General features: G+C 38.0%; 23 protein-coding genes, 3 pseudogenes and 2 other annotated features. Of the genes and pseudogenes, 13 read left to right on the top strand and 13 right to left on the bottom strand.

The features are described 5' to 3' along the window. Window positions 1–46: 46 nt before the first annotated feature. From NSQ61_RS13970 to NSQ61_RS13955, 4 genes and pseudogenes are all read right to left on the bottom strand, one after another. Complete coding sequence (locus tag NSQ61_RS13970; RefSeq protein ID WP_066247119.1) at window positions 47–700, bottom strand: amino acid ABC transporter permease; 654 nt, start codon at window positions 698–700, stop codon at window positions 47–49. A gap of 63 nt (window positions 701–763) precedes the next feature. Further along, window positions 764–1630 (bottom strand): glutamate ABC transporter substrate-binding protein, encoded by an 867-nt coding sequence (locus tag NSQ61_RS13965; protein WP_066247116.1) that lies wholly within the window; start codon window positions 1628–1630, stop codon window positions 764–766. 21 nt (window positions 1631–1651) lie between these two features. Beyond that, window positions 1652–2380, bottom strand: coding sequence for an amino acid ABC transporter ATP-binding protein (locus NSQ61_RS13960; protein ID WP_066247113.1), 729 nt, complete (start codon window positions 2378–2380; stop codon window positions 1652–1654). Window positions 2381–2730: 350 nt separating this feature from the next. Beyond that, window positions 2731–2977 (bottom strand): annotated as a pseudogene (locus NSQ61_RS13955) (IS256 family transposase); the annotation flags it as partial. A 120-nt stretch (window positions 2978–3097) separates the two neighbouring features. Here NSQ61_RS13955 and NSQ61_RS20345 point away from each other — a divergent pair. Beyond that, window positions 3098–3509 (top strand): annotated as a pseudogene (locus tag NSQ61_RS20345) (transposase); the annotation flags it as partial. 686 nt (window positions 3510–4195) lie between these two features. Here the strand turns inward: NSQ61_RS20345 and NSQ61_RS13945 are convergent. Beyond that, window positions 4196–4375 (bottom strand): SE1832 family protein, encoded by a 180-nt coding sequence (locus NSQ61_RS13945; RefSeq protein ID WP_063388738.1) that lies wholly within the window; start codon window positions 4373–4375, stop codon window positions 4196–4198. 221 nt (window positions 4376–4596) lie between these two features. Between NSQ61_RS13945 and NSQ61_RS13940 the strand changes: the two genes are divergently transcribed. From NSQ61_RS13940 to NSQ61_RS13930, 3 genes are all read left to right on the top strand, one after another. After that, complete coding sequence (locus tag NSQ61_RS13940; RefSeq protein ID WP_063388739.1) at window positions 4597–4800, top strand: hypothetical protein; 204 nt, start codon at window positions 4597–4599, stop codon at window positions 4798–4800. Window positions 4801–4893: 93 nt separating this feature from the next. Continuing rightward, the gene (locus NSQ61_RS13935; protein ID WP_144596863.1) at window positions 4894–5754 is read left to right on the top strand and encodes a fructosamine kinase family protein; all 861 of its coding nucleotides are present in this window, start codon (window positions 4894–4896) and stop codon (window positions 5752–5754) included. A gap of 573 nt (window positions 5755–6327) precedes the next feature. Then, the gene (locus NSQ61_RS13930) at window positions 6328–6852 is read left to right on the top strand and encodes a type 1 glutamine amidotransferase domain-containing protein (protein WP_066247109.1); all 525 of its coding nucleotides are present in this window, start codon (window positions 6328–6330) and stop codon (window positions 6850–6852) included. 119 nt (window positions 6853–6971) lie between these two features. Here the strand turns inward: NSQ61_RS13930 and NSQ61_RS13925 are convergent, their stop codons facing one another. The 3 genes from NSQ61_RS13925 to NSQ61_RS13915 form a co-directional block, all read right to left on the bottom strand. After that, entirely contained in the window at window positions 6972–8459 is a 1488-nt protein-coding gene (locus NSQ61_RS13925; protein ID WP_327847759.1) for a peptide MFS transporter, read from the bottom strand. Between the two features lie 280 nt (window positions 8460–8739). Then, entirely contained in the window at window positions 8740–9738 is a 999-nt protein-coding gene (locus NSQ61_RS13920; protein WP_340807354.1) for an LLM class flavin-dependent oxidoreductase, read from the bottom strand. A 24-nt stretch (window positions 9739–9762) separates the two neighbouring features. Continuing rightward, on the bottom strand, window positions 9763–10407 hold the full coding sequence (locus tag NSQ61_RS13915; RefSeq protein WP_339198439.1) for an SDR family oxidoreductase: 645 nt from the start codon (window positions 10405–10407) through the stop codon (window positions 9763–9765). Between the two features lie 162 nt (window positions 10408–10569). On the opposite strand from NSQ61_RS13915, the gene NSQ61_RS13910 reads away from it, so the two are divergent. Beyond that, the gene (locus NSQ61_RS13910) at window positions 10570–11769 is read left to right on the top strand and encodes a CynX/NimT family MFS transporter (protein WP_340807351.1); all 1200 of its coding nucleotides are present in this window, start codon (window positions 10570–10572) and stop codon (window positions 11767–11769) included. Window positions 11770–12066: 297 nt separating this feature from the next. Here NSQ61_RS13910 and NSQ61_RS13905 read toward each other — a convergent pair whose 3' ends face one another. Both NSQ61_RS13905 and NSQ61_RS13900 read right to left on the bottom strand, forming a co-directional pair. Next, window positions 12067–12297 carry a hypothetical protein gene (locus tag NSQ61_RS13905; RefSeq protein ID WP_066247105.1) on the bottom strand — a complete coding sequence of 77 codons (231 nt, stop codon included), beginning with the start codon at window positions 12295–12297 and terminating at the stop codon, window positions 12067–12069. Window positions 12298–12319: 22 nt separating this feature from the next. Further along, window positions 12320–12958, bottom strand: coding sequence for a hypothetical protein (locus NSQ61_RS13900; RefSeq protein WP_327847757.1), 639 nt, complete (start codon window positions 12956–12958; stop codon window positions 12320–12322). A 438-nt stretch (window positions 12959–13396) separates the two neighbouring features. On the opposite strand from NSQ61_RS13900, the pseudogene NSQ61_RS20340 reads away from it, so the two are divergent. Further along, window positions 13397–13926: pseudogene (locus NSQ61_RS20340) on the top strand (IS4 family transposase); the annotation flags it as partial. A gap of 182 nt (window positions 13927–14108) precedes the next feature. Here NSQ61_RS20340 and NSQ61_RS13890 read toward each other — a convergent pair. Continuing rightward, window positions 14109–14780, bottom strand: coding sequence for an ABC transporter ATP-binding protein (locus tag NSQ61_RS13890; protein ID WP_144596857.1), 672 nt, complete (start codon window positions 14778–14780; stop codon window positions 14109–14111). A 17-nt stretch (window positions 14781–14797) separates the two neighbouring features. After that, the gene (locus NSQ61_RS13885) at window positions 14798–16234 is read right to left on the bottom strand and encodes an ABC transporter permease (RefSeq protein ID WP_130158680.1); all 1437 of its coding nucleotides are present in this window, start codon (window positions 16232–16234) and stop codon (window positions 14798–14800) included. 175 nt (window positions 16235–16409) lie between these two features. Here NSQ61_RS13885 and NSQ61_RS13880 point away from each other — a divergent pair, with 175 nt between their 5' ends. From NSQ61_RS13880 to NSQ61_RS13855, 6 genes are all read left to right on the top strand, one after another. Then, entirely contained in the window at window positions 16410–17108 is a 699-nt protein-coding gene (locus NSQ61_RS13880) for a response regulator transcription factor (protein WP_063388212.1), read from the top strand. Further along, on the top strand, window positions 17098–18507 hold the full coding sequence (locus NSQ61_RS13875) for a sensor histidine kinase (protein ID WP_063388213.1): 1410 nt from the start codon (window positions 17098–17100) through the stop codon (window positions 18505–18507). Before NSQ61_RS13880 ends, NSQ61_RS13875 begins: the two co-directional genes overlap by 11 nt. 29 nt (window positions 18508–18536) lie before the next feature. Then, a complete protein-coding gene (locus NSQ61_RS13870) occupies window positions 18537–19400 on the top strand; it encodes a VOC family protein (RefSeq protein ID WP_063388214.1) in 864 nt (287 codons plus the stop codon). Window positions 19401–19523: 123 nt separating this feature from the next. Next, window positions 19524–20720, top strand: a complete 1197-nt coding sequence (locus NSQ61_RS13865) for a Ger(x)C family spore germination protein (RefSeq protein WP_339198453.1) — start codon at window positions 19524–19526, stop codon at window positions 20718–20720. 26 nt (window positions 20721–20746) lie between these two features. Then, window positions 20747–21883 (top strand): GerAB/ArcD/ProY family transporter, encoded by a 1137-nt coding sequence (locus NSQ61_RS13860; protein WP_327873190.1) that lies wholly within the window; start codon window positions 20747–20749, stop codon window positions 21881–21883. After that, window positions 21876–23291 (top strand): FMN-binding glutamate synthase family protein, encoded by a 1416-nt coding sequence (locus NSQ61_RS13855; protein ID WP_144596851.1) that lies wholly within the window; start codon window positions 21876–21878, stop codon window positions 23289–23291. The genes NSQ61_RS13860 and NSQ61_RS13855 overlap by 8 nt, the downstream gene beginning before the upstream one ends. A 6-nt stretch (window positions 23292–23297) precedes the next feature. Here the strand turns inward: NSQ61_RS13855 and NSQ61_RS13850 are convergent, their stop codons facing one another. Next, a complete protein-coding gene (locus NSQ61_RS13850; protein ID WP_340807345.1) occupies window positions 23298–23777 on the bottom strand; it encodes a ferritin-like domain-containing protein in 480 nt (159 codons plus the stop codon). Window positions 23778–23965: 188 nt separating this feature from the next. Then, window positions 23966–24215: a binding site (T-box leader), on the top strand. 54 nt (window positions 24216–24269) lie between these two features. Further along, window positions 24270–24522: a binding site (T-box leader), on the top strand. A 185-nt stretch (window positions 24523–24707) separates the two neighbouring features. On the opposite strand from NSQ61_RS13850, the gene NSQ61_RS13845 reads away from it, so the two are divergent. Continuing rightward, window positions 24708–25778, top strand: a complete 1071-nt coding sequence (locus tag NSQ61_RS13845) for a branched-chain amino acid aminotransferase (RefSeq protein ID WP_063388219.1) — start codon at window positions 24708–24710, stop codon at window positions 25776–25778. Window positions 25779–25804 lie beyond the last annotated feature (26 nt).

Here is a 25804-nt window from a genome sequence, read left to right as displayed (position 1 = left end):
AAATTGAATTTATTCAATATATTTACATGGTAGAGGGTTATCCTCTTTATCTATTTTTTGCTAGTCTGCGTTCAAGGAAACTGACACTTAAGCTTAAAGGAATAGTTAACAGCAAGTAAAACATAGCAACAAAAATATATACATCAAATGTTACGAATGTTTCAGAAGATATTAAATCACCGAAATACATGAGATCTAAGCCAGCAATTACACCGAGTACAGACGAGTTTTTCACAAGATTAAGAAATTGATTTCCTAATGGAGGGATAACAATTTTAATTGCTTGTGGCAAAATAATATACCACATCGTTTGTACGTATGTTAAACCGGAAGAACGGGCAGCTTCCATTTGACCTTTCGGTACTGCTTGAATACCTGCACGTATCGACTCGGCGATAAATGCGGCTGTATAAGTTGTAAGACCTAGTGTTCCTGCCAAAAAAGAATTAATGCGTAACCCCAAAGCGGAAGGAGCGAAAAAAAATACAAATACTATTAACATCAACGGGATGTTTCGGATAAATTCCACATACATCGTGCCAAGCCAATTGAGTGGTCGAAAGGGAGCTATACGGAAAATAGCGATAATTGTTCCTACAACTAAGCTTGCAATCATAGCGAATACACTAGCTTTTATTGTATTAAAAAAGCCTTCTATATACATATCCCAATGATCAATGAGTATGGAAAAATTCAACAAATATAATCACTCCTTTCAGGAAGAAACAGATGAGGGTGAAAAACCGCTCATCTGTTTATCAAATTATTTTTCATTTTTTGGTACGTCTCCGATCCATTTCTCATAAATTTTGTCATATTCGCCGTTTTCTTTAATTTCTTTTAAATATTCATTAATTGTATTTACAAATTCTGTATCACCTTTGCGGACAGCAATTCCATAAGGTTCTTCTGTAAATGTTTCATCAACGACTCGGAAATTAGGATCTTGCTTTGCCATTCCTAGTAATAAAGCATTATCTGTTGTCAAAGCATCTCCTTGACCAGCTTTTAAAGCAGTAAAGGCTTCAGCATAATTTTCAAATTCTAATACAGTTGCTTCTGGTGCTTTTTCACGAATATTTTGAGCGGAAGTAGATCCTTTTGCCGTTAAAACGGTTACACCTTTTTTGACGTCAGAAATACCGTTGATTTTGCTGTCTTTCTTCACAAGTAAAGATTGTCCGGCCATAAAATAAACATCTGAAAAATCTACTTCTTTTTTGCGCTCTTCCGATATAGTCATTGTGGCAATGATACAGTCGATATCGCCATTGTTTAAAAGAGGAATTCGGGTTTTAGAAGTTACTTCTTTCAGTTCGATTTTATTTTCATCTCCTAATATTTTTTTAGCTAAACCTTTAGCAATATCGATATCAAACCCTTCCACCTTTCCGGTTTTAGGATCTTTAAGTCCGAAAAGATTTAAATCATATTTTACGCCGACAATCAATTTGTCCCTTTCTTTTATTTTTTCTAACGTATTTTGATTGTCGGAAGAATTTTCTGTTTTTTCTTGTTCTGCAGTAGTATTAGTAGTAGTTTTTCCGCCGCAGGCTGACAAAATAGATATACATAAAATAGAAATTAAAGAAATGGAAAGTATTTTCTTACAGAATGATCGAAAGCTCATATATAACATCCCCCTTCATATTTAATGATTTAATATTCTGTTTAGGAAATTTTTTGCTCTTTCTTCTTTTGGATTGGAGAAAAATTCTTCAGGTGTTGAAACCTCCAATATTTTCCCTTGATCAATAAACACAATTCGGTCTGCAACTTCTCGGGCAAAACCCATTTCGTGTGTTACAACCACCATGGTCATCCCTTCTTTCGCCAGCTTTTTCATGACGTCTAACACTTCTCCGATTGTTTCTGGATCCAGTGCAGAAGTTGGTTCATCAAACAACATGATTTTTGGTTTCATTGCAAGACCACGGGCAATTGCAACACGCTGTTGTTGTCCTCCGGATAGAGAGGATGGATAGGAATTTGCCTTATCAGGTATTCCTACTTTTTCTAAATAGTACATTGCAGTTCTTTCAGCCTCTTCTTTTGCAATTCCTAACACTTTTATAGGAGCCAGCGTAATGTTTTGTAGGACGGTTTTGTGAGGATAAAGATGAAAATGTTGAAATACCATCCCGATGTTGCGGCGTAATTTATTTATATCTGTTTTTTTGTCATGAACTTTTACATTATCTACTATTAATTCTCCACTAGAAATTGTTTCAAGCCTGTTAATACAACGAACGAGTGTACTTTTCCCGGATCCTGAAGGACCGATAATGACGACAACTTCCCCTTGTTTAATATGCAGATTGATATTTTGCAGAACATGGAATTTTCCGTAATGTTTATTTACTTCATGGAAAATGATCATTAATCAACCCCCTCCTTTCTATATGTAAATAATTTTTAAAATATTTAACAAATTCTAAATTAATATTAAATTAAATCTACGAAAATCTACAAAAAATTACAAAAATCAAATAAAAAACCTTGTCATATTTTTTTACAAAAGTAGAGAATGGTATAAATGAGTATACTGTTAAAAAATTTTATGTAATGCGGGGCAGATACAATATTTCTGAATGAATTTGGAATTGATAGGGAACCGATTTCCTTTGCGGGAGACTGTCTAGGGGGTCAAATTCTAAAAATATTAACGTTTTTAAACCATAAAAAAGAGGCATCAATAAGCAGTAAACGCAATGAATCTGCCATATATGATTAATTGTTACGTTCTTCGAATTTTCGCTGGAGGGCTTCCTGCGCTTCTGCAAATCTTCGCAACTTTTCGTTCTGCCTATTTCTCGCTAAAAGTTTGAAAGGTCAAATATACTGCTTTTTCAGCGGATTCTTAACTGCTTAAACTGTTCATCGGCTTTAGACGTTTCCGAATCTCCTTGATCGCTCGTTGGATGGTATTTATCGTGTACATCACACTTCGATTACTGCTTAGGTTCATGAAGGCGAGACTCAAGATCGGGCTTCTCTTTTAAAATTTACTCAATTATTCCGATGCAAACTGCCGAAACGACTTCCATGCGTTTTCTTTACCCGGAGATCGATTAGACTGATGCCCTTTTGGTGCTAAGAACGAAACTCGGAATTTCAAACGCGAATTTCCCTTTTATAAACATTATACGGGCTCGCTTTAGGAAGCGATCATCAAGACACGGGAAATTAGCATGTGGATGGAAAGTCCCTATTCTCCTGACGATCAGTTGTATGACCAGAAAGAGAAGACATCAAAAATGGCGCAACTGTCCACTATCCAAGCGTTATGCTGTTTTATATTTGGACTACGATGGTTGAAAAAAGTCATTTATGTAGTGTTAGGAGTAAACGAAAAAGGATATCGCAAAATTTTGGATTTTTTCGTAGGTGGACAAAATTCTGTAAAACCTTTACAAAAGAGGTGTCAAGAAGTACTTTAAGCGTATTCGATGATTGCCAGGACTGGAGGAGCGCTTTATCCGAAAGGCGACGTACAGCGTTGTGTCGTTACGTTGTCTGTCATACTCTTAGCCGTGTAAATTAGAAATAAAAAAGGATCTGGAAATGAAAGTATATGGATTTCGTTACATATTGGGATGTGTCCACCTGTTCGATTTGATCTCATCCAGCAATCAGTTCTAATTTTTTTTGATTTATCATCATCATTGTGATTTAGAAAAAATGAAAGCATTTACGAAATCCTAAAAAATGATCGCAACAAACATAAATGCTTTATCAATAATATGAAACCGATCGGCTTTTAGGGCCACTTCTTCCCGTATAGATTTGGACGGCGCTTTTTAAGCAAATCGATTTGTGCTTTCTTCTTCTAAACTTTTAAATTGCATGTGTTTTCATACTTCCCGCCGATCGTAAAAACGCATCAAAAAGCCTCTACATTTTGACATTTCTTAAATTTTGCGTATGCCGCTTAATTCCAAAATGTTCATGAAGTTGCCGATAAGGGAGCCTCCTTTCATTTCAAACGAACGATTCACGCTTCAGATCTTCTGAATATGAGTTACATGTTTGATTTTTCACCATAAAAAATCCCCTCTCCGGCAGACTCCTAAGAACACTTTTTTTACTTTCCACCTGGAGGGGATAAAACCACACAGAACCTTCTTTTTTCCCATCCAATGGATCAATGAAAATGATTATGAAAGGAAACGGACAGCGGAATTTGATCTTGGTGTTAACGCTGCTTGTTCAGCGCCGTTCTAAGATTGGCCAACTCGTTTTCAATTTCCGTAAGCTGCTGTTCCGCTTTTTCTATATTTCCTCCGACTGATTCAAGCTTTTCGATGTCCCCTTGAATGCGGATATAGTCAGATTTTAATTCGGCGATTCTTTGTTCAATTTCTTGTTTTGTCATCAATATTCACTCCAATGTATCTGATTTCCTTTTTACCATTTTATCATGAATGTCGGAATGACACCTTACACGATATGAGTGATTCCAACTAAAAATGTATGAGAAGTAACTATTATTTATGAAAGAGTCGAAAATATAATTATTTTTTCCGAAATAAAATAAGGAGAATTTTTGCGCCGTCTCTTTTAAGGGGTTTTTGGAAAAGGAGTAGGAAAAGGAGAATGAAAAATGTTTTGGTGCTGATGGAAAAAAATTTTGACCGAATCTACAAAAACTTTAACGATTTGTGCACAATGTTTGAAGAAAATCATCATTTAGACTACCAATCTTTTGAAACATATCAACAATTACGGAGAAAATTAATAGAAGATGTAAAAGCTCTTGAATATTTTATTGTTGGAACAATGAAATCTAAAGAAAAATAACTTTTCAATTAACAAAGGCTGCTTTGTTGATTTCGTTGCAAAAGATATATGATTTATGAAAAGATAAGTAAAAAAAGAAAAAGAGGAGGCAGGATGAAAAAAATTATAGCGGAAGCATTAAGGACTGCTGGAGATTTTGGAGTAATCGAAAACATTCGGAAAGTAAGCGGAGGTGATATTAACGAAAGCTATTTTGTACAGACAGAAAACCAAACGTATTTTTTAAAGTACAATTTAGAAGCTCCCGAAGATTTTTTCCGTCTGGAAGCGGAAGGGCTTCAACTGATTAGGGATACTAACACCGTGCGCGTACCGAAGGTGTTTGCTTACTCCGAGAATTCCAACGAGGGATTCTTGATCATGGAATGGGTGAACGGTAAAAAAGATGATAATACAGAAAAGCTGTTAGGCCAAAAGCTGGCAGCTTTACACAAAAGCCATTTTGTATATCACGGATATTCGAAAAATACATATATTGGAACGCTTCCTCAAAGAAACCGTCTTATGTCATCTTGGCTTGAATACTATCGGGACTACCGTTTAAGCGGACAAATGGAAATAGGAATCAAGAAAAATTATATACGTGGTGAACGTGGAAAAAGATTGGAAACTCTCCTTAATCGCTTGCATGAATGGATTCCAGCAAACGTGGAGGCTTCTCTTTTACACGGCGATTTATGGGGAGGGAATTGGATAGTTGGACCGAATGGGGAACCATTTTTAATTGATCCGTCCGTAATGTATGGAGATCGCCATTTTGAAATTGCCTTTACCGAATTATTTGGCGGCTTTTCCCAAGATTTTTACCGCTCATATGAAGAATATTACCCTCTTTCCGAAAGATATGAGGAAATCAAGCCTTTGTACCAGCTTTATTATTTGCTTGTCCATCTGAATTTGTTTGGGGAATCATATGGTGGAGCAGTAGACCGCATATTAAAAATGTATGTTTAAAAAAGATGAGGACTGAGAACCGTTAGTTTTTTCGGTTTAGACAACTGTTTCCCTTCGTTTTAAGAGCTTGCAACTCCCTAATTGTGCAAACGATCAAATGTTTTCTTCCAGAAAGAAAAGGATAGTTGTCGTCCCTCCCCGAAATTCTTATTTAAAAGCCCGCTCTTCTCAAATAAATTTATAAACGAACGTTTTCATTTTCTAATTCAACTGTAATGTCAAAGCTTCGCTGCCCGGCGCATTCGGTTTATTAGCTGAAAGAGGTTGGAATACTGAACTCAGCATCAAAATACAAGGACTTGAAGCTGACAGCATTTCTATATTGAAGACAAATGAAACAGGCTTAATAGCTTGCTTGGTCCATTTTGTCTCGGTTGATTCGATTTATCTGAAAAATTCCGCCTCTAAACGCCGATGAAGGCAGCCGCATTGCGAGACTGCTGATTTTGGCAATCATATTTATTGTTAAACAAACGTTTGATTAGTAATATAGGTAATTGATAATAATATATGAAGCAAATAAATGTTTCCACAAAATTTTTTATGATAATCTAAAATAAAGGAGTTGATCACATGGCAAAAGTAGCTACTCTTATTACAGACTTGTTCGAAGACAGTGAGTTCACAAGTCCTGCAGAAGCATTTCAATCAGCAGGTCATGAAGTGGTCACAATTGAAAAAGAAGCTGGCAAAAAAGTTAAAGGAAAAAAAGGTGAAGCGGAAGTTAAAATTGACTATTCGATTGATGATGTAAAACCGGACGATTTTGATGCACTTCTTTTGCCGGGAGGTTTCTCGCCGGACATTTTGCGTGCGGATGACCGTTTTGTTTCTTTTGTAAAAGCTATGATGGATGCGAAAAAACCGGTATTTGCTATTTGTCATGGACCTCAGCTGCTAATTTCGGCAAAAGCATTGGAAGGTCGGGATGCAACTGGCTATAAATCAATTCGCGTAGATATGGAGTATGCAGGCGCCAACTATCATGACGAAGAAGTTGTCGTGTGCCAAAACCAATTGGTTACAAGCCGCACACCTGCTGACTTAGAAGCATTTAATAGAGAATCATTGAAGCTTTTGGATAAAGTATCAAAGTAAGCGGAGAGAAATTCAAAATTTTTTGCTGAGTGATTTTGGCAAAAACAAACTTCATATATGGCAAAAAACCTGCCTGTTTATGTTTGAACAGGCAGGTTTTTATATGCAGCAAGACTTTATTATAGAACATCTTTCATCAAACGTTTAATCATAGGTGCCATGAAGAATAAAATAAGGCCAAGAATAATTGAAATCATGCCGATAATGCCAAAATAAACAATTTCTGTTTCAACTGTGTAGTATTTTACAAGCTGGGCATTAATGGCTTGAGCGGCTGCACTAGTTAAAAACCATAGGCTCATTGTTTGCGCTGAAAAAGCCGCTGGAGCAAGCTTTGTAGTTGCTGAAAGTCCTACTGGGGACAAGCACAGCTCTCCGATTACAACAAGGAAGAAGCTAAGTACGAGCCATAAAGGGCTAACTAATGACTCAGTACCGTTTACATAAGCAGGAATGATCATAACTAGAAATGATAGACCGCCAAAAATAAGTCCGAATGCAAACTTGCTCGGTGTTGATGGCTGACGCTTTCCAAGCTTCACCCAAAACCATGCAAAAACCGGCGCCAAAAAGATGATAAATAAAGGGTTCAATGATTGAAACCATGATGAGTGCAGTTCAAGTCCTGCATAGGATAATTGGGTGCGCTTATCTGCATAAGTGGCTAAAATAATAGCCCCTTGTTCTTGAATAGCCCAAAAAACTACTGCGGCAATAAAGAGCGGAATGTAAGCAATTACACGCGAACGCTCCACTTCTGTTGTTTTAGGACTCCGGTACATAAATATAAAATAACATGCAGGTATTACAATTCCGAGGATGCTGACAATCATAGTAAAGCTATTTATAGTCAAAAGTCCTGCAGGGATGGTGACAGCTAAAAAGGCGATAATTACTAAAGCGCCGATGCCGAAAATAGTGAATACTTTTTTTCGTTCTTCCGGTTGTAACGGGTTAGGCACCTGTGTTCCGGCGAGACCAAGGTTTTTCTTTTTTGTCAGGACAAATGTCAAAAGCCCGAAAAACATACCAATAGCAGCAAGAGCAAAGCCAAGATGAAAATTATATCCTTGTCCTAAAGTTCCAACAATAATGGGAGCTAAAAATCCACCTAAATTAATACCCATGTAAAAAATACTAAACCCTGAATCGCGGCGGGCATCGTTATCTGCATAAAGATCGCCGACAACACTTGATACATTCGGCTTTAAAAGTCCAGTACCAAGAACAATCAGCGTCATGGAAATGAATAAAGCTTCAATATTTCCAGGGAAGGATAAGACGATATGGCCGAGCATGATTAAAATTCCGCCGTAAAAAACAGTTTTGCTTGTCCCTAACAGGCGGTCTGCAATCCATCCTCCAATCGTTCCCGACATATACACAAGAGAACCGTAGATCGCCATAATCGATGCAGCGGTAGCTTCATCTATTCCCAAACCACCTTTAGAAACTTCATAATACATATAATAAAGAAGTATTGCTCTCATTCCGTAATAGGAAAAACGTTCCCAAAACTCCGTAAAAAACAGCGTAAATAATCCTTTTGGATGTCCAAAAAAACCTTTTTGCGGAAGGCTTTGGACAATCTGCTCCTTTGTTATCATAAAAATAAACCTCTATTATTTTTATATAATTTTTAAGATGTTTTGAATTGTCCGAAAATAAAAAAATAACCGTCCTACCGCTCTTTAAATAATATTTTAATATAATTAAAACGTCAACTGTTAAATGCATAAAATTATATATATATAATATTTGAAACAGTGTAAGTTAGGGAATTTTTAAAAAAAGAGGAGGATACAATATGAAATGGGGGATTGGAAAAAGAAAAAATCGGTTCCCATATAGGTTAAACCGATTTTATCCATGGTCATATTGATTATATTAACGATAAGATTTCTTTCTATTTATTTCCTCTGCTATCAATTGATACGATTTTGTGCGTTCTTCATAGCTTCCAGTTATTGTTATGATCATCATTTCATCTGCTTCATACCAATTTTTTAATTCATATAAACGGTGAACGACAAATGTTGGATCGCCAATGATCATATTCTTTTGAAACTGTTGAAATTCATCTGAATTCAGCAATTGCTGCTTTGCTTCTTCTTTTAATGGAAAATCAAGTGTTTTTCCTTTATGATGCTGAAGATTCCATAAAAAGCTGCTGAAGGCAATTTGCTCCGCTTTTTCGTTAGTTTCAGCGCATATTGCCGAGACTGTGACAATTGTCTTTGGCTGCTGTTTTCTTTTTTTCTGGAACTGATTTTTATATGTTTGAATAATTTGCCGCCCGTCTTCATTGCTCATAAATTGGCCAAATGCATAGGAAATGCCGTTTTCAGCTGCTAAAAAGGCGCTCTTTATGCTTGTGCCAAGGATCCAAGGTTCAGGAGGAATATTTGGCAAAGGAGAGGCTGAGATGCTCGAAAATAATTCATTTTTTGGATAGTCATTATATAAAAAATGAAGCAGCTCTTGAACGGTTTTCGGTATGTTTTTTACATTTTCGAGATAATTGCCGGATAACGCAATGCTTGATTGAGCGTCTCCTCCGGGGGCCCGCCCGATCCCAAGATCAATGCGGTTAGGAAATAATGTTGCCAGCATATTAAACATTTCCGCAACTTTATACGGCTTATAGTGGGGGAGAAGCGTTGCGCCTGACCCGATGCGAATCGATTTTGTTTTTGCCCCTATAACTGGGAGCATAATTTCTGGAGCGGAGCAGGCAAGTCCGGAAAGATTGTGATGCTCCGCAATCCAGTAGCGGGTATAGCCTAGTTTTTCCGCCATTACGGCCAGTTGAATGGATTGCTCCAACGCCTCTTTTGCTGTTGAGTTGTTCAAAATCGGTGCTTGGTCTAAAATGCTAACCTGCATTATTCGCCAACCTTTCTTCGTATATTAAAAATTTTTTAATGCTTCGCGAATCGGGGTGTTTCCTGAGACTAGGTCAAATGAGCGGCGAAAAGTGTTTTTCTCCATTATTGATGCAAAAATAACCGAAGCCACATCTTCTCTTGGAATGGCGGCTCTTTCAAGATTTTCGGCAATTTTTATTTTTCCGGTTCCTTTCTCATCCAACAGCGCCCCCGGCCGGACAATTGTATAGTTTAAACGGCTTTGGACAAGGAAACGGTCGGCATAATGCTTGGCAACATAATAATGTTTAATCTTTTCGTTCCAATTTTGTCTATTATGGGCTTGCAGAGCGCTGACCATTATAAACCGTTGAACGCCTGTCTTTTCTGCTGCTTCAATTGTTTTTACGGCACCGTCTAGATCTACTAAAAGAGTTTTATCTGCACCTGTATGTCCGCCTGAACCTGCGGTAAAGACGATCCCTTCCGCACCTTTGATCGCCTCGGCAATCTGATCGACTGTGCCTTCCAAATCAGCTAAAACCGTCTTGACTCCGATCGAGTCAAAATATTCTTTTTGGTTTTCGTTGCGGATCATTGCTTTCACTGTGTGCTCGTTGCTTTCTTTTAATAACTGAACAAGAATTTTTCCGATTTTTCCATTGGCGCCAACTACAACAATTTCCATAACGGACTCTCCTTTCAAACATCGTTTATTAACATTATTCCAGAAGCTGGCTGTTTTCTCAAATGATCGATACATGGTATGTGGTTGATTTTCCCATCGATGGGGATTAGTATATTAATAATTGACTTTTAAGATGTTCAAGGGGGTAAAGGAGGGGTGAGTATGGAACGCTATACGGTAAAGGCAGAAAAAGAAATTTCTATTAAAAAAATGCTCTTGATAGTTGGAATCATTTTTGCTGCTTTTAATTTGCGTCCTGCTATTACTTCGGTCGGACCGCTCATCGGTTATATTCGTGAAGATCTCGGAATCTCCAACGGGGTTGCGGGTTTACTAACGACTATCCCGTTAATCGTTTTTGCGGTTCTTTCGCCATTAGCTCCGAAATTTGCAAGCCGATACGGAAATGAAACGGCGATTTTTGCCGGGTTAGTCGTGCTTCTTGCAGGAATGATTATTCGAACATTCGGAGCGATGATCGGTCTGCTTTTAGGAACTGTATTGATTGGAGTAGGCATTGCCATTGGAAATGTGCTTCTTCCGGGTATTGTAAAAGAACGGTTCCCGGATAAAATCGGACTGATGACAAGCGTTTATTCAACAGCTATGGGTATGCTTGCAGGGATCGCTTCCGGTTTAGCAATTCCGTTGTCGGAAGGATTAAAATTTGGATGGAGAAATGCCTTATTGTTTTGGGCAATTTTAGCAATTGTGGCGATATGTTTATGGTTTCCATTAATTGGTGGAAAACAGAGATCCGCGAAACCGCCAATTGAACATATTTCAAATGGTTTTTTGCTCCGGTCGCCGCTGGCATGGCAAGTCACATTTTTTATGGGTCTTCAATCGTTCTTATTTTATAGTATGGTTGCATGGCTTCCTGAAATTTTGCAGGCGGACGGATTAAGTGCTTCAACAGCTGGTTGGATGCTGTTTCTTGTGCAAATTGCTGGCTTGCCGGCAACATTTGTCGCTCCGGCACTGTCGGACAAATATGCAGATCAAAGGCGAATTGTAGCGGTTTTAGGAGCTATTTATTTAGCAGGTCTCGTTGGATTATTGTATGGCGGGCCTCTTTTACTGATTGTCTTTTGGATTATTTTAATCGGTATTGGACAAGGGGCAAGCATTGGGCTCGTATTAGCGCTATTTGGTTTAAGAACAAGAAGCTCCGAGCAAGCTTCCGCTTTATCGGGAATGGCGCAATCAATTGGTTATTTGCTTGCTGCTTTTGGGCCCATTTTAATTGGCGTTTTGTATGACAAAACTCATTCGTGGGTGGCGCCCATTTTATTGTTTATTGCTGTCTGTGTTTTGATGATCATTGCTGGTTTGAATGCCGGACGAAATAAGTATGTGTAAAAAAAACTAAATAAAAAGCCGGGCAGTTCAAAGTCGTTTTTTCGACTTATTGACTGCCCCTTTTAATGTTTTAGAAACGTCGATATATCGGTGTTTATGACTGTTTGTTTTCAATGGGGATTTGACTTTTTGGACAACCCCAAGCTTTTTATTGTATTTGGAAGGTTCCATTTGATAAATGAATGTTCACATCGGCGATGGATGCAATGTTTAAGAAGGGGCTGTCAAGAAAGTCAGTGAAAAACGATTTTCTTGACAGCCCCATTCCAGCTTGTTGATAGTGATTAATAATATTGATTATTCTTCCTCATAATTAACACCTATTGTAACCTCTGTATTTTCAATTGAAAAGTTTACATTCCATCTAGGATGTATTTTAACTTTATTTTCTTCATCAAGTTCTAGGACCCCGTGTATTTCATCATTATTTTTAGAAATGAAAATAACTTGCTTTGTTTCTTCATTTACATAAACATTAATTGATTCATGATAATTAAGTGTAAAACCGTTAAAAGTCATTTTCTTCATAAACTAAATCTACTCCTATTCTTTATTTGGATAACACTTTCCCATTTTTATCTAAAGAAGCTATTCTTTTTTCATCTTTCTTTAATTTCCATACACGTCCACCACGTCCTGCTGTATCTTTTTCTACTGACCACTTCCCATTTTTAAAAGTACCAGAATTTTTAGTTAGAGGTGTATTCCCGTGTTTATCTTTAAAAGAACCTAATTTCACTTTTCCGTTTGAATCTAACAATGATTGTGGTATTCCATAATTAGAAGCAATTACTCTTTTAGGATCATTAAAATAGTTAGAAATAGTTTTATAGAGCCAACTTCCAGCCTTAATAGTAACCCCACCAACTACTATTGCACCAGTCGCTAGTAATGCAACTTGACCAACATCAGGAACAAAATAAATAGCGGGAGCTAATGCAAAGAAAGGTTGAATAGAAGAACCAACATTACCATCACTTAAAACAACAATCTCAGCTGATTTTAAATACTCCTCAAATTCCTCTGGACTATAAAATTTGCCATCTATCAAAACACCATCTTCCAAAACTTCAAAATTAGAAATATCTTGGTTATAAATGATCTCCTCATCTTTAAATTGAGAAGCTTTTACAGTAGATATACCTGCAGTTCCTACAGATGAAAAAATTAAAGCAAAACTAAAATACATTTCATGCGGTTCATATCAAACGTTGCCTTTCAATTTTTGGTTCTTAAAAAGCATTCTTAAAATGTTTAAACAGGTAGAGAAATCACATATCCGATAAAAAACAGCATTGTTAAAAATATTTTTGATTTTCCAACCTTTTTAGCTGTTCTATAAAATCCCTCCTTTAAACTTCCAATTTTATGTAGGTTTTTAGCTATTGGGATACATTTCCATTAATGTTATTATAGTATTATGTTGTTTTCAACCCCTCTATATAACATGAGTCAGTCAAGACTTTGTGGGAACTTTTTTGATTCGCTGAAAAAAGAAGTAAGTCATAGGTTAGCGAACCATTTTTTTGAATTTCATCCGTAAGCGCTTTTGGACTCTCATCTCTTGCCATGACGGGCGAATATGTATACCTTTTTTTACCATACCCTGAATTCAGACAGGGCATGCCTTTTTGTCATTGGCATGGTCAAACAGCTAAAACAACGGTATCTCTTCAACGGAGAACGTTTAACCTTGGAACAACTGTATCGAAAAGCGAAACGAGACATTGGCAAAAAAGAAACACTCGGCTCGATTCACGTAACCTTTCATACGGGTTTACCAGTGAAAATCGTGTTTGTGCGGAATCGAAACAACCAAAGTGAATGGCTGGCCATTTTGAGTACAGATACCACGCTGTCTAATGAAGAAATCGTTCGAATCTATGGGATGCGTTGGGACATCGAAACTTTGTTAAATTCAGTAAATCGTTTTTACATTTAGCCAAAGAGTTTCAAGGTCGTTCCTATGACATGATGATTAGCCATACTACCATTGTCTTCACTCGGTATATCTTGATTGCTTGGCAACTTCGGAAAGAAGAGGATCCAAAGACCATGGGCAACTTATTCTTGTTTCTATGTGACGAAGTAAAGGAGATGGACTTTAAAACGGCTTTACTACAATTGATTTCTCTTTTCCAAACTTTGGCTGAAGCTATTGAATGCCGGACGAAATAAGTATGTGTAAAAAAGAAACTAAATAAAAAGCCGGGGCAGTTCAAAGTCGTTTTTTCGGCTTATTGACCGCCCCTTTTAATGTTTTAGAAACGTTGATATATCGGTGTTTGTGATTGTTTGTTTTCAATGGGGAATTGACTTTTTGGACAACCCCAAGCTTTTTATTGTATTTGGAAGGTTCCATTTGATAAATGAATGTTCACATCGGCGATGGATGCAATTGTTAAATCGTGCGTCACCATGATGACGCATTTTCCCTCTTGATGTGCTAAATCTTGAAAAATGCGGACGATTTCTTTAGATGTTTGCTCATCCAAGTTTCCTGTTGGTTCATCCGCGACAATTAATTGCGATTCGCAGCAAAGAGCGCGGGCAATGGAAACTCTTTGCTGTTGTCCTCCGCTTAGTGTCAGTACTTTTTGCTTTGCTTGGTCCTGCGAAATCCCCATTTGTTCTAATGTTTTTAGTGCAAATTGTTTATATGGCTTTTTAGAGGATTTCGTTATTTCCATTGCCGCAACGACGTTTTGCAATGCTGTCATATAAGGAAGCAGGTTGTATGATTGAAAGACGATTGAGACGTATTGATTGCGAAATTTGGAATAGCCGATTTTTTTTAAATCCTTGCCCTCGTATAAAATAGCCCCTTCTTTTGGAGAATCAAGAGCACCGGCAAGAGCTAAAAATGTGGATTTTCCCGCACCGCTTGGACCAGTAATTGTGTAAAATGTACCTTTTTCAAAATCAATATTGATCTTTTTTAAGATTTCTACTTTTTTTTGATCTCTGCTATACCAATAGCTAACATCTTGAAATTTCAACAATGCACTCATTTGATCCCCTTCTTTTCTTAGTCTTGTTTAGTTAAAATCACCTTCGGATGCAGCCGCAAAACGGACAGCGATGGAATAAATGATGATAAAACGGCAATTAACATTCCGATAGACGACAGCATGCCTAAATCTTTCGGTGTTATTGCGATTTCTAAGTCATCAATTGTTTCCACGTTAGCTGCTTGCCCTCTCATTCCTACACTGCCTCCCATACCTGGTCGAAAGGATGGAGGTGTATTCATCTGCTCTTGCTGGGCCAGCTCTTGCGCTAATAATTGATCGCTGATCTTGCCGGCCACCACATTTCCGCATGCGCTTGAAATTCCGATGGCGAGAACGGCTACAATCAATATTTCTGCGACAAATTGACCGATGAGCTTCCATCTTTTCTCCCCAAGAGAAAGAAGAACACCCATCTCGTATTTCCGTTCGCGGATTGACAGCATGACAATCAGTCCAAGAATGACAGCCCCTGAAATCGTCACTAAGTAAACGACATTTTTTGAAAATGACGCGACATTGTTGATTGGTCCGACCATTTGATTGTATAGCTGATCATTTGCATCAAGCTTGAATGTATCGAAGTCTATGCTCGAATTTTTCTTCGCTTTTTGAATAAACGAGTCTATTTCCGCGGGATCTTTCATGTAAAAAACAGCGCGGTCAATGGTATTTTCATAGTCTTCACCTTTCAGTGTGTTCGCGACAGTATATGGAACGTACAATTTGTTGTAAGGGTTCATAAAAGAAAAATTCATTCCTTGATCTTGTTCGTTTGTGGTTGTCTCATAAATGCCAATGATTTTTAATTCAATCGTTTTTTCCTCTTCATTGGCACCTTTTACCGTAATCGTATCACCGACAGTTAAGTCGTTTTCATCCGCCAATGTTTTTTCGATGACCACAACATTTTTTCCTAATGATTGATCGGTAATATGTTCACCTTCTACCAATGTAGAATCTCCGTTCATAAATTCTTCGACAGCATCAGTAAAAACGACGCCTTGCAGACTGACATCAGATTGAAACATTGGATTTCCATTTTCCCCAAAGGGACCTCTGTTTTCTGTTTCCTCATCCGAATCACTTGTGTCTTCATTTTCAATTGGATCAAAGTCTTCAGCAATTCCGTTTGTCGACGAATATAAGTTATAACCTTTTACTTCTGAGTATGTAGATAATTCTTCTGCCGATTTTACCGGAATGGGTTCAAGCTGAAACCTCGTCCGTTCACCTTCCGATTGCTGCTGATTCCGCATTTTTTCCATATCCATCTGCAAGGTCACTTCTCCTCCCAGCTTTTCCTTCGCTAAATCACTGGCTTTCTTTGCTGCACTTTCGATCGCCAGACCGGAAAGGACAAGTAAGCAAATGATGGTGAAAATAAACAGTTGTAAAAGGCTCTTTCCTTTTCTAGCCCATACGCTTAACAACGACCTTTTAAAAAAATTCATCTAATCTTACCTCCTTCGTGATTGTCAACGATAAGCATATTGGAAACATATGAACAATTTATGAAAAATCTATGTTCGAAAGTTTAATTTTTTAAAAGAGAAGTTGAAGTAGTTGCTTCCCTTTCTTTACTCGTTTATCTTGAAAATAAGAGTTGTTTTAGCGGGAGGAAGAGAAATGAAAATTTTAGTGATCGAAGATAATGAAAGCGTCTGTTCGATGCTAAATATGTTTTTTATAAAGGAAGGGATTGAAGGGGAATTTGTCCATGATGGACTTGAAGGCTACCAATCCGCTAAGAGTGGCAATTGGGACTTGCTCATCATCGATTGGATGCTTCCCGGAATGGATGGAGTCACGCTTTGCAGAAAATTAAGAGAAGAAGAACACTCCGTTCCGATCATCATGCTGACCGCTAAAGACAGTGAATCCGATCAAGTGATCGGACTTGAAATGGGAGCCGATGATTATGTCACGAAACCGTTTAGCCCGATTGCACTAATGGCGAGAATAAAGGCAGTGGCGAGAAGATATAACAAGCAAGAACCTCGTCAAAAAAACATTGTGACAACCAAACACTTTAAAGTGGACAAAGATGCAAGAGAAGCGTATTTTAAAGGACAATCGATTAATAACCTAACTCCAAAAGAGTTTGACCTCCTTTATCATTTTCTCACACATCCGCGCCAAGTATTTACGAGAGAGCAGTTGCTGGAAAGTATATGGGGGTATCAATTTTACGGAGATGAAAGAACGGTTGATGTCCACATGAAAAGGCTGAGAAAGAAGCTCGGGCCTGAAGCGCAAAACTTCCTTCACACGGTTTGGGGGGTGGGATATAAATTCGACGAATCGGTGAAGCACGATGAAACTTAAATATATGTATCAGCTGCTTATTAGCCATATAGGAGTTTTAGTCATTGCATTCTTGATTTTGAGCTTTTCCTTTGCAAAATATGTTGAAAACTATGTTTATCAAAATAAAGTAGAAGAATTGATTGCCTACGGCCAAAACATTTTACATGATTATAGCCGCGATAATTGGGGCGGAAACCGGATTTTGGATCAATACCGGCAGGTGCTGAGGACACGAAATATTATGTTCAGTGTGTTTAATCAACAAGGCGAAATTTTTTATCCGGAAGCTGGCTTTTTCCCGCGGTTCACAATGTCAGAAAAAGAATGGGAGAGTTTGGAGGATGGCAAAATTGTCGTGGTCAAGCAAGATTTAAAACGGTTTGATCAGGCGGTATCCTTCGTTTCTTTGCCATTCATCGTGAACGGGGAGCTGATGGGAGGAGTTCTCCTAGTTTCGCCGATAAGCGGTTCAAGAGAGACCATCAGCGACATTAATCAGTTTTTATTTTATACAATTTTAATTTCGTTGACTGTTTCATTTTTGCTAAGCGGTCTTTTATCGAAGCTGCATGTTCGGAGAATTCAGAGGATTCGTGAAGCAACGTCAATGGTGTCATCTGGAAACTATGACGTCCAGGTGAATGCCTCCAAAATCGATGAAATTGGTGAGCTGGCAAGCGACTTTAATGAAATGGTAAAAAAGCTTAAAGCTTCTCAGGAGGAAATAAGCAGGCTTGAAAAAAGAAGGAGACAGTTTATTGCAGATGTTTCTCATGAGTTGAAAACTCCGCTTACAACGATCAGCGGTGTCATTGAAGGATTAAAAAGCGATATGATTCCTGAAGAAGAAAAAGAAAGAGGCATTCAATTAGTAAGCCAAGAGGCAAAAAGGCTGATTCGGCTAGTTAATGAAAATTTGGACTATGAAAAAATTCGGTCGAATCAAGTAAAGCTAAATATAGAACCTATACAGTTAATTGATGTGTTTGAAATTGTGAAGGAACAGCTTCTTTCACAAGCTGAGGAGAAAAATAACATTATGATCATTGAAGCGGATGAAAATGAAATCATTTATGCTGATTATGATCGCCTCATTCAAATTTTGATCAATATTGTTAAAAATAGCATTCAGTTTACACAAAACGGAAAAATATTTTTGCGGGGGAAACCTGGATATAAGGAAACAATCATTGAAATCGAAGATACCGGGATCGGAATGGACGAAAAAGAAATTGAAAACATTTGGCAGAGATTTTACAAAGCAGATCTGTCAAGAACAAACAATAAATACGGGGAATTCGGGTTAGGACTCTCAATTGTGAAGCAGTTAGTGCTCCTGCATCAAGGAGAAATCAACGTGACAAGTAAAAAAGGCAAAGGAACGAAATTTGAGATTAAACTGCCTGTCAAAAGCTAAAGAATCTTGTAGAAGGGATTGGATAATACATGGAGCTTGCATTTCATCGTTCGCCCAATAAATATATCGGGGGAGTATCGATCAAAGTGGAGGATCTTAAGAGATCTATTGCGTTTTACCACAATTTATTGGGGTTTAAAATATTAGAGCAAAAGGAAAATAAAGTCGTTTTTTCTGCTGATGGAAAGAAGCCGCTATTGATTGTCGAACAACCGGATAATGTAATAAGAAAACAAGTCCGGACGACAGGGTTATATCATTTTGCGATTTTATTGCCGGAAAGGAAAGATTTAGCTAATGCCCTTTATCATCTCATTCAAATGAACTATCCGCTGCAGGGTGCTTCCGATCATTTGGTCAGTGAAGCGGTCTATTTGGCAGACCCGGATGGAAACGGCATTGAAATTTATGCTGATCGAAAGTCGGCGAATTGGGAATGGAATCAAAATCAAGTTGTGATGGACACGATTCCGTTAGATATAAACGATTTATTTTCTGAAAGAGATCCAGAGGGCTGGCAAGGGATGCCTGAAGCAACCATTATTGGTCATGTTCATTTGCATGTTGCCTATTTAGATGAAGCAGAACAATTTTATTGTAAAGGCCTCGGTTTTCAAATGACATCAAAATATGGATCTCATGCATTATTTATTTCTAGCGGCAAATACCATCACCATATTGCGTTAAATACTTGGAACGGTATAGGGGCTCCAAAGCCTCCTGAGAATAGTGTCGGGCTTAAATGGTTCACAATCATTTTGCCGAATAAGGAAGAAAAAGATCAGGTGATCAAGAGATTAAAAGAAATAAATGCACGTATAACTGAAAAAGATGGAAAAATATACACAATTGATCCTTCCGGAAATCAAATTGAAATAACGACAGCTCATTAAAAATCGATCATGAACATGGACGCATTGGCGTCTTTTTTTTGTGCAAATTTTTCTTGCATTAAGAATAAAAAAACGAAAAATGCAAATATTAACAAGAAATAAAAATGCTGGAGTTAAGCAAAAATGAAATTCAAAAAGATGCTTTTATTTGCTGTTGTTTTGTTGTTGTTATCCGGCTGCTGGAACCGAAGAGAATTAAACACGATTGCCATTCAAGTGGGTTTAGGGATCGATAAAGAAGGAGACCAGTATGTGGTGACCTCGCAAATAGTAAACCCTAGTCAAATTGCCATGCTGATGAGTAAAGGGGATAAAACTCCTGTTATGACTTATCAAGAGAAAGGTCACACCATCATTGAAGCTATACGGCGAATGACCACTGCTGTTCCAAGGAGAATTTACTCTTCTCATTTGCGGATTTTAGTAATCGGTGAGGAATTAGCAAAAGAGGGAATTGGGGAGGTGCTTGATCTTTTGTCACGCGATCATGAAATGAGAACAGATTTTTATATAACTGTTGCAAAGGATGCCAAGGCAGGGGATATTTTAAAAGTTTTAACAGCGTTAGAAGATATCCCGGCGAACCAGCTTTTTAATTCTCTTGAATTATCAGATAAGCAATGGGCGCCGACAATATCTGTAACTCTTGATCAATTGTTATCGGATTTAAGCAGCGAAGGGATCGAAGTGAAACTGACAGGAATATCAGTAGAAGGCAATCAGCAAGTCGGTGAAACGAAAGCCAATTATGAACAAATTGACCCTGAAGCAAAATTAAAATTTAAAGGAATCGCTTTGTTTCACCAAGACCGATTAATAGGCTGGCTGGATGAACAACAGAGCAGAGGACTTCATTATATTATCGGCAAAGTACATCGGACGATCGAAGAAATTTCATGCAAGAATGACGGAAAGATAAGCATTGACATTTTTTCTGCAAAAAGCCAGCTAAAAACAAAAATGCATAAAGGCAATCCCGTTGGTGAAGTTCATATAGAGGCTCAAGGAAATGTAGCGGATGTACAATGCAAGCATCTCACAATAACAAATACAAAAACGATAAGAAAGATAGAAAAAAAGACGGAAGAAGAAATAAAACAAGAAGTTGAAAAAGTTCTTTCGAATGTTCAGCAAGATTACCGAGTCGATGCTTTCGGTTTTGGAAAAGCGTTGTATCGGGACGATTATAAAAATTGGAAAAAAATAAAAAAACATTGGAAGGAAACGTTCACTGAACTTCCAATAAAAACTACTGTTGATGTCAAAATACGAAGAACAGGCACGATCAACAATCCTCCGCTTCACAAGCTGGAGGATTGAGAGCAGGGAAATGGAAGGAATTTCATATGGAAAAAGCAAAAATCGATGGGTTACAGATGTTTTCATTTATGTTTTTGTTTCAATTTGGAAGTCTGATTGTCACAGGGCTAGGATTGGAAGTAAAGCAAAATAATTGGATCGCCGTGTTAGTTGTTTCCGGAATTAACATTCTCCTTATTTTAATGATTTACGGTCCAATTTATAATCGTTTTCCAAACCTAACCTTGACAGGAATATTTTTGGAAAACACAGGGAAAATTGTTGGTACAGTGCTTTCAATCATATATAATTTTTATTTTATCTTAATCGCCGGCTTTATATTGCGGGATACTGGGGATAACATCATTAAATATCTTTTGCCTGAAACGCCTCTTGAAGTTGTTTTATTGATTGGAGTTTTACTTATTTCTTATTCATGCTTTTTAGGAATTGAAGTGTTCGCAAGAGTTGCCCAGCTGCTTTTCTTTATCATGATCACTCTAGGGATAATGGGAAATTTTTTAGTGTTTGCCTCCGGAATTGTTGATCCGATACATCTTTTGCCAATTTTAGAAGATGGCTTATTTCCTTTAATCAAAGCGGTGTTTCCGTCTATCATTTCTTATAGCGAAATGGTTGTCTTTTTCATGATACTTCCATACTTAAACAAACCTCAGAACGGTGTGCGAATTGAAACGTTATCGGTTTTATTCAGCGGTTTGGCCGTCTCATGGACTTTTGCATTAACTATTGCAGTGCTTGGGGTGTACGGAACGGAATTAGCCGATCTTCCTTTGCTTGATACAGCCCAAAAAATCAATGTCGGCGACTTTTTTCAGAGAATGGATCCGATTGTCATTTTAACTTTATTTATCGGCCTTTTCATAAAATTAAATATTTTTTTTTATGCAGGAGTTGTAGGAATGGCGGAGCTGTTTAAAAAACAAAAGCACCAGCCTTTTATACTACCTGCAGCGATTATGATTTTTGTCATTGCAATTGTAAGTGCGGAAAATGAGATCGAGAAAAAAGAACTTTTAAAGGAAAAGCTTCCATTGTTCATTGAGCTGCCGATTTTAATTATTATTCCTTGTATATTGCTGGTGATCATAGCCATTCGCGGCAAACGGCAAAAAAGAAAGCATCTACAACCTTATTCAAAAGGATCGATGAAGGATGAATGAATTTTTGGTAATAGGTGCATTATTATTAAGTCCCCTTCTGACATATGTGATCGTGTTATTAACTATTCGCCCTCTTATTAAAAAGGCTGTTTCATCATTTACAAAAATTCTCATGGGTGATCCTTATGCGGAAAATGTCTGGGAAATGGTCAGTGCCTTTATGCGGATAAGCCCAAGGATTGTCGTTGAGAACAGCTTGAGGGCTGCAGAAGGGAAAATTATTGACCGCCCGTTTGGTAGCCCGCGAAAATTTCTAAACTTTGACGGACTTGTTTTTTCACCCGCTCAGCTCGCTGTTTTTCCAGCAAAAGAGGACGCAAAAGTGGAAATGAAAACGGTTATTGGTCCCTTGGCCAAAAAACCTCTCACAATTGATATACCTGTTTTGCTTGGCGGGATGGCATATGGTCTTGGCGTAAGCGAACAAGTTCGAATTGCCCAAGCCTGGGGAACAGCCGTTGTCGGAACAGCCTGTAACATCGGTGAAGGGGGATTTTTACAAGAGGAACGTGAACGGGCAAAGCATTTGATCGTTCAATACCACACTGCGAATTGGGGGAAAAATGCAGATGTATTAAAACAGGCAGATGCTGTGGAAATCCATATTGGGCAAGGAGCTTCAGCTGCTGTCCCGGCAAGAATTTCACCTGAATTTTTGCAAGGAAAAGCCCGTGATATATTAGGTTTAAAACCGGATGAGACCGCAGTTATTCCAAGAAGATTCAATGAATGGAACAGTCCGAACGATTTAAGAAAGGTTGTAAAAGAATTAAAACAACTCACTGGAGGAGTCCCGATCGGAATCAAAATTTGTGCAAGCAACAGGCTTGAAGAAGATATTGAATACGGACTTTTGGCAGGTGTGGATTTTATTTCGATTGATGGCGGTCAGGCAGGTACAAAAGGATCGGCGCCGATCATACAAGATGATTTCGGATTGCCGACGATTTATGCATTGACTAGGGCTGTCCACTATATAACAAAAAGAGAAATGAAAGGAAAAGTGAGCTTATTGATTGGCGGCGGAATCAATACTCCCGGGGATGCATTGAAGGCTTTGGCGCTTGGAGCAGACGCTGTTTATATAGGAACTGCTGCTTTATGGGCAATGACGCATACACAGGTCGTAAAAACAATACCATTTGAGCCACCGACGGTATTGGCCTTTTATAGCGGAAGAATGGCGGATCAATTTAATAAAGAGGAGGCAGCATATTATTTATCTAATTTTTTAACGTCATTTTCGGAAGAAATACAGGTCGCTGTCAAAGGTTTAGGGAAAACAAATGTTCATGATGTGAACAAAAGTGATCTTGTCGCACTTGATGAAACAACAAGTAAAATTACAAAAGTCCCTTTAGCATTTGACCCAAATGAGACCGCTCATATGACTGGAAGCAAAAATTGATTTCGACTACTTCTTGTTTAGTACGTGGCTAAATCTTAACGCATGTTCAATTTCATCAGTCATGGCTCTAAAGAAAGCATCTCGAATCATTGGATCTTGTGTAGATAAATAATTATCGCGGTATGTCTCATATGCTTCCAATTCTTGTTCATAAGCGATCCGCAGACCTTCTTGGAAATTTCGGAATCGAGTTATTTTTGTTTGATAAACCGGTTTTTTTCCTGTTAATGTTTGATAAAGCTGCGTGAATGTTCGTAAATGTATTTTTTCGTCTTCTAGCGCATGTTCAATTGCCTGTCTCTGTTCAGAAGTTTCCGCCGCCTTTGCCAATCTTGTGTAAAAATCAATAGCACTTGCTTCAGAAGAAATTCCGTTTAAGATAGCCTTCAGTATATTGTCAATGGAGCTGTTGTTTCTATTTTGTCTAATGAAGCTGTGGTCGTAAACTGGATAAAAGTAGTTTACATAATGTGTATTAGCATACATGCAAATATCCCACCTTTCATTTTTCTTATGTCAGTTTATTCAGATATAGAGAAAAAGTGATGAATTGGGTGAAATCGAGACGTGTCGGAAACAAATTTTTGTTAAAAACTAAATTCTTATTGACTTAAAACGAAAGAGGTTATATAATCATTTTCAAAATTATTTACTAAATAAATTATTTTCAGATAAGAAAAGCAAAGAAAAGGAGCAGTAAAAGAGGCCGGTGGCGCATAGAGAGCTGACCCGCAGGCTGAAAGGTCAGTCGTTCACCACTCTTTGAAGGTCACCTTGGAGCTTTGTTTTAGAAATAGCGCAAGCTAAAGTATAAAGCAACGGTTCTTCCGTTATCAAGAAAAGTCATGTACGTGACTTGCTGAGTCTGTATTTCGCGAGGAATACAGAAAAGTTGAGTGGTACCGCGAATAACTCGCCTCAACAATCCAATATTTCTTTTTGGATTGGGGCGAGTTTTTATTTTGATAATTTCATATGAAAAAGGTGAGGAAAAGGAGCAGTAGAAGAGAGCGATGACGTATTAGAGAGCTGACCCATAGGCTGAAAGGCCAGCCGTTATCTCTCTTTGAAGATCGCCTTGGAGCCTTGTTTTAGAAATGGCTTTTTGCCAAAGTATAAAACAACGGATCTTCCGTTACGAAGAAAGTCATCTATGTGTGACTTGCTGAGTCTGTATTCTGTGAGGAATACAGAGAAGCTGGGTGGTACCGCGAAGCATCTCGCCCCAGCAATCAACCGATGTTTTATGCGTTGGTGATTGCTGGGGCATGTTTTTTTAATTGGCTATTTCGCCATGCTGCCCGCTAAAAGAAAAGCCCGATTTAGCCAATCAAGCATTCAATAAAAATTGGCAACCCAATAGGTCTAGTTAGCAGCGCACAATAAAATTAAAATAATGAGAAAGGATGGATGAACATGAATCAAGTTATTGAATTTATTAAATCGGACCGGTTAAAAGAAAAGCCTGATCTTGAATCGTTAGGATTTGGAAAACATTTTACAGACCATATGTTTATATTGGATTATAATAAGGTGCAAGGGTGGCATTCCCCTCGTATAGTGCCGTTTGAACCGTTGGTGCTCTCGCCGTCAGCAATGGTATTTCATTACGGGCAAGCAATTTTTGAAGGGCTGAAAGCTTATAAAACGAATGACGGCCGCACATTGTTATTCAGACCGGATAAAAATATAGAGCGATTGAACCGCTCTTGCGAACGAATGTGTATTCCGCCCATTGACCCTGATCTAGTATTGGAAGCCATTGTGCGGCTTGTTGAAGTGGAAAGAGATTGGATTCCAAATAAAGAAGGCACTTCTTTATATATCAGACCGTTCATCATTGCAACGGAACCATATTTAGGAGTTAGACCAGCAAGCGAATACAAGTTTATGATTATCCTGTCGCCAGTTGGAGCTTACTATTCAGGCCGTCAGCTCGTTCCTGTAAAAATTTATGTTGAAGATGAATATGTTCGCGCTGTACCGGGAGGAGTTGGTCATGTTAAAACTTCCGGAAACTATGCCGCTAGCTTATACGCCCAAAAAAAAGCGGAGGAATTAGGATACGATCAGGTGCTCTGGCTCGATGGAAAAGAAAATAAATATGTAGAAGAAGTTGGAAGCATGAACATTTTCTTCAAAATCAACGGTGAAGTGTATACGCCAAAATTAAACGGAAGCATTTTGAGCGGTATAACAAGAGACTCCGTTATCCAGCTAGTGAAAGATTGGGGAGTACCGGTGCATGAAGAACGCATTTCAATAGAAGATATCTTCAATGCCTACAAAAACGGGGAATTGGAAGAAGTTTTCGGAACAGGAACAGCAGCGGTAATTTCGCCGGTCGGAGAGCTGAAATGGAATGAGCATAAAATGCTATTGAATAATTCAGAAACAGGCGAGTTTTCTAAAAAGCTTTATGAAACGATCACGAACATTCAATACGGAAAAGCGGAAGACAAGTTCGGCTGGACGAAAGAGGTATAATTCAATTTTATATTGATTTCAAATAA

This window comes from Aeribacillus sp. FSL K6-1121 (assembly GCF_038003725.1).
Classification (GTDB): Bacteria; Bacillota; Bacilli; order Bacillales; family Aeribacillaceae; genus Aeribacillus; species Aeribacillus composti.
This window is presented reverse-complemented; position numbering and strand designations above follow the sequence as displayed.